Raw genomic sequence first — 12,230 nt, 5'->3', positions numbered from 1 at the left:
CTGCCCAATGCGCAGCATCCTACAAGGAAACACCATGAGCCAAAACCGGTTGACCCTTTCGGATATCATTTCCGAATCCGACTACCGTAAACGCCAAAGCAAAGCCATCGATTTATTCAACCAAAGCCTCAAAAACAACCCCGAAACAACGCGGGCGGTATGCGATTTTGTTGTCGGAGACCCGCTCAATAACCGCTCTTTTTCTCCCGGTTTCAAGCTGCACTGCCTAAACTGGCTGATCGACCATCACTTGGACCGCTGTGACGAAAGCTACGAGCAGCATCCTGAAGACGACGGCTTTCCCGAAGGCTTCGACGATTTAATCGATTGCCAGTGGAAATTCAAATGGATCATTCCCATGCTTGCCCGCGACCTCTTTCTCGACAAAAAGGAAATCGAGGAAGCGAACGAAACAATGCGTTACCACTATGAAAACATGCGGTTCAGTCTTTCATCATTTTATAAAACACTGATGCTGCAAAACATCCTGACCGGAGACCACGCCGCCGCCAAAGAAAATTTCCAAAAATGGCAGCAAACCGCCGCAGATGAATTTTCCGACTGTCCCGCGTGTGAACAGTCCGAGCAGGTCAATTTCTACCATTTTATCGGGCAGTACCAAAAAGCCATCGATACCGCCCAGCCCATCTTAACGGGCGAAATGACCTGCGCCGAAGTGCCGCACCTCACCTACTACCCCGTCATCGACAGCATGATAAGGCTGGGCAAATACGAGGAGGCGGAACGCCTTTTGGACGAAGCCATAGACAAAATCAACGTCGAAGAAGACGAAGAGTTCGTCCGCCTGATCCCCCTCTTTTCCCAACTGGCGTACAAACTCGGGCAGTCGCAACGCGCCCTCGATTTGATGAACCGGCACGGCGACACCATCATTCGACATGCCCCAAACGACAATATGCTCTATTTGGACTACCTCATCGCGCTTTCTCCTTTTGACGAAAAAGCGGCGCAACATGCCCGCGAGTTTGCCGCAGACTTCGACAAACGCAACGGCAACAGCTATTACCAGAGCCAGATAGAATTTATGTTCGGTTCGGGCAATCTCCAATAACCCAAGCTCGTCTGAAACCCTTTCAGACGACCCAAAACAGGAGGAAATATCATGAAAACACCCACCCTGCTAATCGCCGCCGCCCTCTCCCTAAGCGTCGCAAACGCCTATGCCGCAGGACTGCCCCAATCAGCCACCCTGAAATACTCCGGCAGCTACGGCATACCCGCCACCATGACCTTCACACGCAGCGGCAACCAATACACCATCGTGTCCAGAATCAAAGTCCCGATGTACAGCATCCGCTTCGAATCCGGCGGCACCATCAGCGGCAACACCCTCCGCCCCAAATACTATAAAGACGTCCGCGGCGGCAAACTCTATGCCGAAGCCAAATTCAGCGGCAACAGCATCACTTACGGCAAAGCCGGTTCGAGCGAAACCGCCAAAACCGGCGGCACGACACTCGACCTCTTTACGCTGGCTTGGCAGCTTGCCGCCAACGATGCCCGCCTGCCGTCCGGCCTGAACATCACCAACGGCAAAAAACTCTACTCCGTCAGCGGCATGACCAAAGTCGGCAGCGAAAACTACAAAATCGGCGGCGGTACCACCACAGTCAACAAATACCGCGTCAAACGCGGCGACGACACCGTAACCTATTCGTTCGCCCCCGCCTTCAACCACATCCCCGCCGAAATCAATTACACCGACGACGGCAAAACTTACGACCTCAAACTCACATCCGTCACCATCAACGGAAAAGCCGTCAAACCATAACGGCGTCAAATCCTTCCCGACAAACGGCCGTTTCCCAAAGGTCGTCTGAAACCGAACTGCACCCCAAAAGTTGGACATCCCCTCCAAACTATTAAGGTGCAGTTTTTTATCGCCAAACCATACCGATGCGCCTCTGGCGTATTTCCATCCCCAAAGCGTCCGCCGTTTTTTTTTCAGACGACCTCGGTTTTTCAGTTGAACCGTATGCGTTTACAGGTTGACAATCTTAATCCACTATATTTTTCAGATTGTAAACAATATGTTTAGCCTGATTTGGCACACGCTTGAGGCATAGCGGCGAAAATCTTTTAAAAAAGAAAGATATTGTGTTCTTGAATATTCTGTGCTGAAATTACATGACACTACAAAAATAGTGGTGCGTAAAAAATATAAAACAGACAAAGGAGAAACTCATGCAATGGTTTTTAGACAACCTCAAAGCCTTTTTTGAAACCATCAGCGGCTGGGTCTGGGGGCCTGTCATGCTGGTGCTGCTGGTCGGTACGGGTATTTTGCTGACCGTCATGTTGAAGGGCTTGCAATTCACCATGTTGGGCTATGCGCTGAAGCAGGCTTTCGTGCCGTCAAAGAAGCATGAAGACGGCGAAGACCATGAAGGCGATATTTCCCATTTCGCCGCTTTGATGACCGCCCTGTCCGCCACCATCGGCACGGGCAATATCGCCGGCGTGGCGACTGCCGTAGTGACCGGCGGCCCGGGCGCAGTATTTTGGATGTGGATGACCGCCGTTTTCGGCATGGCGACCAAATACGGAGAAGGCGTGTTGGCGGTGAAATACCGCGTGACCAACTCCAAAGGCGAAATGTCCGGCGGGCCCATGTATTACATCGAAAACGGTTTGGGTAAAAACTGGAAATGGATGGCATTGGCGTTCGCTTTATTCGGCACATTCGCTTCATTCGGCATCGGCAGCTCCGTACAGTCCAACTCGGTCGCTCAAGCGGTTCAGACGAGCTTCGGCGTCGAACCTGTCTATACCGGCATTACGTTGACGGTTCTGACTGCCATCGTCGTTTTGGGCGGTATTAAAGGCATCGCCAAAGCCGCTTCTTTCATCGTACCCGCTATGGCGGTGTTTTATGTGGTGGGCGGTATTTCCATTATCGTCATCAATTCCGATGCGCTGGTGCCTGCCGTCAAGCTGATTTTCTCCGATGCGTTTAGCGCGCAGGCAGTGGCGGGCGGCGCTATCGGCACGGTAATCCGCTACGGCGTGGCGCGCGGCGTGTTCTCCAACGAAGCGGGCATGGGTTCTGCACCGATTGCCGCCGCAGCCGCGAAAACCGACCACCCCGTCCGTCAGGCATTGGTTTCCATGACCGGTACGTTTTTGGACACCATCGTCGTTTGTTCGATTACCGGCATCATTTTGGTCATGGGCCTGCTCGGCGCGGGCGGCGAGTTTGTCAAACCTGAATTGAGCGGCGCCGCACTGACGACCGTCACGTTCCAAAAAATGCTGCCCGGCATCGGCGGCTGGATTGTCACCATCGGTCTGATTTTCTTCGCCTACTCAACCATTTTGGGCTGGTGCTATTACGGCGAGAAATGCGCGGTTTATGTATTCGGCGAGAAGTTTGCCGGTTTGTACCGCGTCGGTTATGTCTCTTCTGTCATGCTGGGTACAGTCTTGAGCCTTGATTTGGTATGGCTGGCTTCGGATACGTTCAACGGCCTGATGGCGTTGCCCAACCTGATCGCACTCCTTTTGATGATTAAAGTCATCGTCAATGAAACGCGCGACTTCAAACAGAAAGTCAAAGACGGAGCGTTGCCGCATTGATGCCTGAGGTCGTCTGAAAGGTGTTTCAGACGACCCGATATCTGTATTTATAGTGGATTAACTTTAAACCAGTACGGCGTTGCCTCGCCTTGCCGTACTATCTGTACTGTCTGCGGCTTCGTCGCCTTGTCCTGATTTAAATTTAATCCACTATATCAAACCAGTCGGCGGAGGAACAAAATGAAAGTGCTTGTTTTAGGTGCCGGAGTTGCCGGCGTATCTTGCGCGTGGTATCTGGCGGAAGCCGGACATGAGGTAACGGTAATCGACCGCGCCGAAGGCGTGGCAATGGAAACCAGTTTCGCCAATGCGGGTCAGCTCTCTTACGGCTATACCACGCCTTGGGCGGCACCCGGCATTCCGACCAAAGCACTGAAATGGCTGTTTAAAAGCCATCCTCCCCTGCTGTTCCGCCCCGACGGCAGCCTGTATCAAGTCGAATGGCTGTGGCAAATGCTGCAAAACTGCACAGCATCCCGCTATCAAATCAACAAAGAGCGCATGGTCAGGATTTCCGAATACAGCCGTGAAATGTTCCGTCGTTTTGAAGCGCAAACCGGCATGAATTTCGAAGGACGCAAAAAAGGAACTTTGCAGATTTTCCGCCAAGCCAAAGAAGTCGAAGCGGCAGAACAAGACATTACCGTTTTGGAACGATACGGCGTGCCCTATCGTCGTCTGAAACCCGAAGAATGCGCAGAATTCGAGCCTGCACTTGCACGCGTTACCGCCAAAATTGCCGGCGGTCTGCACCTGCCTGCGGATGCGACCGGTGACTGCCACCTCTTCACCCAAAACCTGTACAAACTGTGTCTGGAAAAAGGCGTACAGTTCCATTTCAACCGAACCATCCGCCGCATCGAACACAACGGTCAGCGCATCAGCGCAGTCGAAACCGAAACAGAACGCTTTGAAGCAGATGCCTTCGTCTGCGCGCTCGGCTGCTTCAGCAGGACGGTTTTGGCGCAGTTGGACCTCAATCTGCCCATTTACCCCGTCAAAGGCTATTCCTTGACCCTGCCCGTCACAAACTCAGACGGCGCGCCGGTTTCTACCGTTTTGGACGAAAGTTACAAAGTCGCCATCACACGATTCGACAACAGAATCCGCGTCGGCGGCATGGCGGAATTGTCCGGCTACGAAATCAAACTGTCCGAAAAACGCCGCGAAACGCTGGCTTTGGTCGTCAACGATTTGTTCCCCGAAGGCGGCGACTTGAATCAGGCATTGTTTTGGAGCGGCCTCAGACCGATGACGCCCGACAGCACGCCGTTAATCGGCCGCACCCGCTTTGACAACCTGTTCCTGAATACAGGTCACGGTACTTTGGGCTGGACCATGTCGCTGGGCTCGGCAAAATTGACCGCCGATATCGTGTGCGGCAAAGACACCGAAATCCGCAGCGACGACTTGAGCCTGTCGCGCTATCCGTCTTGAACTTTAAAACGACAAGGTTTGAGCGACACTACAAACTTAAAGGTCGTCTGAAAACGCAATATAGTTTTCAGACGACCTTTCTCACATTCCTGCGAAACCCAATATCCCCAAAAGCAAACCTAACGGCTGCCTCTGAACACATTTAAGGTTTCGCCAGAAATCCGTCACGTTTAAAACTTAAAGTTCACGCCGCCGGTGAAGCTGCGTCCCATTTGCGGGGTGTCGGACAGGAAGCTGCTGTGGGCGTAAACGGATTGGTTGAACAGGTTGTCTGCTTTGACGTACCAATTCCACTCGCCGTAGCCGGTGCGGCGGCGGTAGTTTGCGCCGAGGTTGAGCATATGGTGTCCGGGCGTGCGCGTTTCGTAGCGGGCGAGTTTGTTTTGGGCAAACACGCGGTAGTAGTCGAGATGGGCATCGATGCGGTCGGTCAGCGCGGCATTCAGGTGGAAGCCGAGTCGTGCGGCGGGAACGCGCGGGGCGTTTTGGTCGGCTTGGGCGATGTAGGGACGGTTGCCGTAGGCGTCTTCCCTGCCGGGCAGCGACGGGAGGTTTTTCAGACGACCTCTGACGTAGTCGCCGGAAAGTCCGATGCGGTAGCGCGGCGTGGGCTTGAAGTAGATTTCGCCTTCCGCGCCGTAGAAGTCGGCGCCGGATTGGTTGTAGCGCACGAGCTTCATTTCGCTGTCGTCTTCGATGGATTTGGGGCCCCGTCCGTCGTTTAAGGTTTGGGCGTAGATGTAGTTGCCGAAGCGGTTGCGGTAGAGTGCCAGATTGTATTGCCAGCGGTCGCCTTCGTAGCCCAGCGCGAGTTCGATGTTGTTGGAACGCTCTTTGTTGAGGTGTTTGTTGCCGACTTCAAAGGTATTGGTGGCGACGTGTTTACCGTGTGCGTACAGCTCTTGCGTTGACGGCAGGCGTTCCTGATGGGAGGCGGTCAGGCTGAGTTTGTGTCGGGGCGTGAAATACCAGTTGCCGGAAAGCGCGAACGAGCGGGCGGTTTGGCGGTGCGCGCCGAGGTCGGGCAAGGGTTGGTTGTAGTAGTTTTCCCGATCAATCAGGGCTTTATCGTACTGAATGGCAGCTTTTTGTTTTTCCACGCGCACGCCGCCTTCAAGCGAGAAGTTGTCCCAATTTGCCTGTTCTACGCCGAAAAAGCTGTAATGATGCACATCGTTGTCGATCAGCATCGGCTGTTGGACGGTTTCGGGAATGGCGGAAAGTGCGCTGGATTGTTGGGTCAGGTATTGCACGCCCCAACTGCCTTTCAGACGACCTATGGGCAGGTGGCGCAATTCGATGCGGGCGTTTTGCGTTTTGTTTTTGAAGAAGTTTTCTACCGCATCGCCCGCTTTTTCGTCGTGGCGGTAGTCGTTGCGGTTCAGGTGCACGCGCAGGGCTTCGAAACCGGGGAGCGGCTGCTTCCATTCGGCGCGGATTTCGTAGCGTTTGTTGCGCAGGTCTATCCACGGTCTGCCGCTGTGGGTATGTGCGTGTGCATTATCGTCGTCGTGGAAGCCGCAGCTTAAGCCCGGATTGTCGTAATCGATGTCTTCTTCGGTCAGCAGGTGCGGATAAAGCTGCAAATAGCGTTTGTTAATCAAACTCTTCTGCCAGATGATGTCGGCGTGGCAGTCGTCGTAGAGATGGCTGTGGGCAGGCAGGCCGTAGCGGTCGCGACGGTCGCTGTACGCCGCGCCGATAAAGCCTTTCTCACCCACCCAAGACAGCCCGATGCTGCCCGTTTGCGAATCGGCATGGCTGTCGGGCAGTCGTTTCAGACGACCTTCTTCCTTACGGTAACGCGGTACGGCGTAGTCGCCTGATTTGCGGTACAGCCCTTCCGTGTGCAACACGAAGTTTTTGCCCAGTCCGACATTGATGCCGCCGGACGTGAGTTTTTCCAGATTGCCGCTGCTCAAACGCAGCCCCAGTTCGCCCGATACGCCGTTTTCAGGCATTTTTTCAGGGATTTTTCCGTCGGCAACATCCACCAAGCCCGCCACATTGCCCGAGCTGTACAACAGCGTTACCGGCCCGCGCAGGATTTCGACTTGTTGCGACAAGGCGGTGTCCACCATCAGGGCATGGTCGGGCGAGAAATCCGCCATGTCGCCCGTTTCGCCGTGATGGTTCAACACTTTAATCCGTCTGCCCGTCTGCCCGCGTATCACAGGCGCGGACGCGCCGCCGCCGTATTGTGAAGCATGGACGCCCGGCACGCCGTTGAGCGCGTCGCCGAGATTGACGGCTTTTTGCCGCAAAGTATCGCCGCTGATGATTTTGTCGGAGGCAGTCGAAGTGTGCAGCAGCCCCGAAGTAGCGCGCGGATGGCTTTTACCGACGACGTTGACCGTTTCCAAGTCCACCGTCTGCTCGGTTTCATGCGCTTGGGCAAGGATGGGGGAACTGATTAAAAGAATAGATAAAACAATAGGTTTAAGCGTGGTTGGTGTCATTTTAGGTTTCCCGTCATATTTCAAATAAATTGTTATTATATAACATCACATCATTAATATGACAAGAATTCAAGAAGCGAATCGCATTTGGTGCGGCAAAACAGCCAAACCAAAACCCATACAAACAGCAAAAAACCAAAGGTCATCTGAAACCCAATATCTTGAAAATGATAAAAAAGACGGAAACAGCGGCAGCGCGCCATCCCCCCGTTTGCTTGGAACGAATCATGTTGCCTAAACAACAAAAAAGGTCGTCTGAAAACGCAATATGGTTTTCAGACGACCTTGTCGGTTTGATGACTGCTATTTGGCAGCTTGGGCGGTGGCGGTCTCGGCAATCAGGTCAAGGAAGACCAGCGGCTCTTTGCCGATGTTCTTCAGCGCATGGGACTGGCCGGGGCGGGCGATGGTGATGTCGCCGGCGCCGACTGGAGTCTGTTTGCCCGTGCTGTCGGTAAACATGCCTTTGCCCGATACGATGATGTAAACGTCTTCGTTGTCGGTATGTTTGTGTTCGCCGATGGATGCGCCCGGCGGCAGGGTCAGCCAGCCGATTTCCCTGAACGCGTCTTGGGCGGCGGTCTGGTGGCGGTTGAAGGCGAAGCGGCCGAGCAGCGGGCCTTTGCCTCCGGCTGCGTTTTCGCGGTTCCACTCCGCCAAATCGGCTTTTTTGTACACTTGGACGCTGCGGTCGGCAGGTTTAGCCTGTTCCGCGGCGTGAACGCTGACGGTCGTGCCGAGCAGAAAGGCGACGGCCAATGCGGCAAATAGCGGTTTCATCATGGTTCTCCGTTTGTTGGTTGTATCAGAAGATGATGCGTTCCGTTTTCAGACGACCTGCGGAGGCGATGGCTTTTCCCCCGCAGGCGTCTAGGCTTATTTCACGTTGCGCAGATAGTTCAGCAACAAGGGAACGGGGCGGCCGGTCGCGCCTTTTTCGCTGCCTGATTTCCATGCCGTACCCGCGATGTCGAGGTGCGCCCACGGGTAGTCTTCGGTGAAATAAGACAGGAAGGTGGCGGCGGTAATCGTGCCTGCGCCGGGCGTACCGATGTTGGGAATGTCGGCGAAGTTGGATTTGAGCTGGTCTTTGTAGGTTTCAAAGAGCGGCAGTTGCCATGCTTTGTCGTCCACGTTGCGGGAGGCGGCGAGCAGGCTGTCGACCAAATCCTGATTGTTGCCCATCACGCCGCTGACGTCATGTCCCAAGGCGATGATGCACGCGCCGGTCAGGGTGGCGACGTCGATGACGGCTTTGGGCTTGAACTGCTCTGCGTAAGTGAGCGCGTCGCACAAAATCAGGCGGCCTTCGGCATCGGTGTTCAATACTTCAATCGTCAGACCTTTCATGCTTTTCACGACGTCGCCCGGTTTGTTGGCTGCGCCGGAAGGCATGTTTTCGCAGGTGGCGACGACGGCGATGAGGTTGATCGGCAGCTGCAGTTTGACGGCGGCGCAGAAGGTGCTGATGACGGTTGCCGCGCCGCACATGTCAAACTTCATTTCGTCCATGTTCAAACCGGGTTTGAGGGAGATGCCGCCGGTGTCGAAGGTGATGCCTTTGCCGACCAAGACGACGGGGGCGGCTTCTTTGTCGGCTGCGCCGAAGTAGCTCAATTCAATCAGATAGGGGTCTTCCACGCTGCCTTTGGCAACCGACCAGAACGAACCCATGTTTTCTTTGATGTAGTCTTTTTCAATGATTTTGGCGTGTGCACCCAGTTTTTCGGCTTCTGCTTTGGCGGTGCGCGCTAAAAATTCGGGCGTGCATTCGTTGGGTGCGGCGTTGCCCAAGTCGCGGCAGAGGCTTTGTCCGTAAACCTGCGCTTCGGCGACGCGCAGGGCTTCTTTGACGGCGGCTTCGTGTGCGGTGTAAAACACGGCTTGTGCGAATTTGGCGGGCTTGGCTTCTTTTTTGTAGCGGTCGAAACGGTAGGCGGCGTTGCCGAACGCGATGGCGAAGGCTTCGGCAACGGCGGCGGCTTGCGCTTCATCGAAGGCATGGATGTCCGCATTGACCGTTTCCTGATTTTGCGCCCATTTCGCGGCTTCGGCAGCGGCTTTGTTCAGCGCGGCGCGGTCGGTTTTTTCGAGGCGGACGACGGCGACTGCCTGCAAACCGTTGTCCGTCGGGATTTTGGTGTCGGCAAAAGTTTGACCTTCTTCAAGCGAAGACAAAAGGGCAAGGGCGGTCGGGTGGTTTAATTGTGCGGTTTCAGTGCAGACAAATAACTGCGCGCCTGCCTGTTGCGGCTGCAAGGTTCCGGCTTTTGTGCTAAATTCCACGTTTATTCTCCTGATTGAGATGGTTTCGGGTAGTTTCAGACGACCCTTTGCATTAAGGGGTCGTCTGAAAACGGTTGGAAAGATTGTACTCCATTTGAGAGGTCGTCTGAAACCTTGCGCAGACAATCCGCCTGCGCCGAACCGCTACCGCTCCTAGCCGCGATTCTATGATTTATCAAAGAAACTTCATCAAAGAACTCTCTTTTACCGCCGTCGGCATTTTCGTCGTCCTCTTGGCGGTGTTGGTCTCCACTCAGGCAATCAACCTGCTCGGCCGTGCCGCCGACGGGCGCGTCGCCATCGATGCCGTGTTGGCATTGGTCGGCTTCTGGGTCATCGGCATGACGCCGCTTTTGCTGGTTTTGACCGCATTCATCAGCACGCTGACCGTGTTGACCCGCTACTGGCGCGACAGCGAAATGTCGGTTTGGCTTTCCTGCGGGCTGGCGTTGAGGCAATGGATACGCCCCGTCATGCAGTTTGCCGTGCCGTTTGCTCTGCTGATTGCCGTCATGCAGCTTTGGGTCATGCCGTGGGCGGAACTGCGCAGCCGCGAATACGCCGAACTCCTCAAGCAGAAACAAGAATTGTCCATGGTGGAAGCAGGCGAGTTCAACAGCCTGGGCAAGCGCAACGGCAGGGTTTACTTCGTCGAAACCTTCGACACCGAATCGGGCATCATGAAAAATCTGTTCCTGCGCGAACAAGACAAAAACGGCAACGACAACATTATCTTCGCCAAAGAAGGTAATTTCTCGCTGAACGACAACAAGCGCACGCTCGACCTGCGCAACGGCTACCGTTACAGCGGTACGCCCGGCAAAGCCGACTACAACCGCGTTTCCTTCCAAAACCTCAGCCTGATTATCAGCACCACGCCCAAACTCATCGACCCCGTTTCCCACCGCCGCACCATCCCGACATCGCAGCTCATCGGCAGCAGCAACCCGCAACATCAGGCGGAATTGATGTGGCGTATCTCGCTGACCGTCAGCGTCCTCCTGCTCTGCCTGCTTGCCGTGCCGCTTTCCTATTTCAACCCGCGCAGCGGCCACACCTACAACATCCTCGTCGCCATCGGGCTTTTCCTGATTTACCAAAACGGACTGACCTTCCTGCGCAATGCCGTGGAAGACGGCAAAATCCATTTCTGGCTCGGACTGCTGCCCATGCACATCATCATGTTCGCCATCGCCGTCGTACTCCTGCGCGTCCGCAGCATGCCCAGCCAGCCCTTCTGGCGGGCGATTGGCAAAAGTCTGACATTGAAAGGCGGAAAATGAACCTGATTTCACGTTACATCATCCGCCAAATGGCGGTTATGGCGGTTTACGCCCTCCTGGCCTTCCTCGCCCTATACAGCTTTTTCGAGATCATCAACGAAGTCGGCGACTTGAGCAAAGGCAGCTATAACGGCGCAACCATGGCGCAATACGTCCTCATGCAGATGCCCGCGCGCGCCTACGAACTCATGCCCCTCGCCGTCCTCATCGGCGGACTCGTCTCCCTCAGCCAACTTGCCGCCGGCAGCGAACTGACCGTCATCAAAGCAAGCGGCATGAGCACCAAAAAACTGCTGCTGATCCTGTCGCAGTTCGGACTGATTTTCGCCATCGCCACCGCCGCGCTCGGCGAATGGATTGCCCCCACCCTCAGCCAAAAAGCCGAAAACATCAAATCCGCCGCCATCAACGGCAAAATCAGCACCGGCAATACCGGGCTTTGGCTCAAAGAAAAAAACAGCATCATCAACGTGCGCGAAATGCTGCCCGACCATACCCTGCTGGGCATTAAAATTTGGGTGCGCAACGACAAAAACGAATTGACGCAGGCGACGGAAGCCGAATCCGCTGTTTTAAACAACGACGGCAGTTGGCAGTTGAAAAACATCCACCGCAGCACGCTTAGCGAAGACAAAGTCGAAGTCTCGACCGCAGCCGAAGAAAACTGGCCGATCGCCGTCAAGCGCAACCTGATGGACGTATTGCTTGTCAAACCCGACCAAATGTCGCTCGGCGAACTGACCACCTACATCAGCCACCTCGAAAACAACAACCAAAACACCCAAATCTACGCCATCGCCTGGTGGCGCAAATTGGTTTACCCCGTCGCCGCATGGGTCATGGCGCTCGTCGCCTTCGCCTTCACACCGCAAACCACCCGCCACGGCAATATGGGCTTGAAGCTCTTCGGCGGCATCTGCCTCGGCTTGCTGTTCCACTTCGCCGGACGGCTCTTCGGGTTTACCAGCCAACTCTACGGCGTCCCACCCTTCCTCGCCGGCGCACTGCCCACCATAGCTTTCGCGCTGCTCGCCGTTTGGCTGATACGCAGGCAGGAGCGGCGTTAAGCTCAAGAATACAAGGAAGGTTTGCAAATTCAGGCTTCCAATTCGACACCAGAATCAATCAGACCAATCCGCCTAAAAATAATGCTTTTTAGGCGGATTTT

At 54.8% G+C, this 12,230-nt stretch carries 10 protein-coding genes; 7 read left to right on the top strand and 3 right to left on the bottom strand.

What is annotated here, in order from left to right; all coding sequences use genetic code 11:
- The first annotated feature begins 34 nt into the window (after positions 1-34).
- The 4 genes from MON40_RS04315 (at position 35) to MON40_RS04300 (ending at position 5,034) form a co-directional block, all read left to right on the top strand.
- The gene (locus tag MON40_RS04315) at positions 35-1,072 is read left to right on the top strand and encodes a tetratricopeptide repeat protein (RefSeq protein ID WP_039863111.1); all 1,038 of its coding nucleotides are present in this window, start codon (positions 35-37) and stop codon (positions 1,070-1,072) included.
- Positions 1,073-1,123: 51 nt separating this feature from the next.
- Positions 1,124-1,792 carry a DUF3108 domain-containing protein gene (locus MON40_RS04310; RefSeq protein WP_003779078.1) on the top strand — a complete coding sequence of 223 codons (669 nt, stop codon included), beginning with the start codon at positions 1,124-1,126 and terminating at the stop codon, positions 1,790-1,792.
- Between the two features lie 413 nt (positions 1,793-2,205).
- The gene (locus MON40_RS04305; RefSeq protein WP_003779074.1) at positions 2,206-3,597 is read left to right on the top strand and encodes an alanine/glycine:cation symporter family protein; all 1,392 of its coding nucleotides are present in this window, start codon (positions 2,206-2,208) and stop codon (positions 3,595-3,597) included.
- Positions 3,598-3,777: 180 nt separating this feature from the next.
- On the top strand, positions 3,778-5,034 hold the full coding sequence (locus MON40_RS04300; RefSeq protein WP_003779071.1) for a D-amino acid dehydrogenase: 1,257 nt from the start codon (positions 3,778-3,780) through the stop codon (positions 5,032-5,034).
- A 170-nt stretch (positions 5,035-5,204) separates the two neighbouring features.
- Here MON40_RS04300 and znuD read toward each other — a convergent pair whose 3' ends face one another.
- The 3 genes from znuD to MON40_RS04285 form a co-directional block, all read right to left on the bottom strand.
- The gene (gene znuD, locus MON40_RS04295) at positions 5,205-7,493 is read right to left on the bottom strand and encodes a TonB-dependent zinc receptor ZnuD (protein WP_003779068.1); all 2,289 of its coding nucleotides are present in this window, start codon (positions 7,491-7,493) and stop codon (positions 5,205-5,207) included.
- Between the two features lie 303 nt (positions 7,494-7,796).
- Positions 7,797-8,273 (bottom strand): cupin domain-containing protein, encoded by a 477-nt coding sequence (locus MON40_RS04290; RefSeq protein WP_039863109.1) that lies wholly within the window; start codon positions 8,271-8,273, stop codon positions 7,797-7,799.
- A 96-nt stretch (positions 8,274-8,369) separates the two neighbouring features.
- Positions 8,370-9,779, bottom strand: a complete 1,410-nt coding sequence (locus MON40_RS04285) for a leucyl aminopeptidase (RefSeq protein WP_003779062.1) — start codon at positions 9,777-9,779, stop codon at positions 8,370-8,372.
- Between MON40_RS04285 and MON40_RS04280 the strand changes: the two genes are divergently transcribed.
- From MON40_RS04280 to lptG, 3 genes are read left to right on the top strand one after another with little or no spacing between them, the layout of a single operon-like run.
- Positions 9,766-9,936: a hypothetical protein gene (locus tag MON40_RS04280; protein ID WP_003757459.1), complete on the top strand. Its 171-nt coding sequence runs from the start codon at positions 9,766-9,768 to the stop codon at positions 9,934-9,936. The genes MON40_RS04285 and MON40_RS04280 overlap by 14 nt on opposite strands.
- A gap of 10 nt (positions 9,937-9,946) precedes the next feature.
- Entirely contained in the window at positions 9,947-11,062 is a 1,116-nt protein-coding gene (lptF, locus tag MON40_RS04275) for an LPS export ABC transporter permease LptF (protein ID WP_003779059.1), read from the top strand.
- A complete protein-coding gene (gene lptG / locus MON40_RS04270; protein WP_003779058.1) occupies positions 11,059-12,129 on the top strand; it encodes an LPS export ABC transporter permease LptG in 1,071 nt (356 codons plus the stop codon). Before lptF ends, lptG begins: the two co-directional genes overlap by 4 nt.
- Positions 12,130-12,230: the final 101 nt, after the last annotated feature.

The organism is Neisseria macacae ATCC 33926 (genome assembly GCF_022749495.1).
GTDB classification, from domain to species: Bacteria; Pseudomonadota; Gammaproteobacteria; order Burkholderiales; family Neisseriaceae; genus Neisseria; species Neisseria macacae.
The sequence above is the reverse complement of the archived record's forward strand: the minus strand, read 5'-3'. Positions and strand labels throughout refer to the sequence as shown.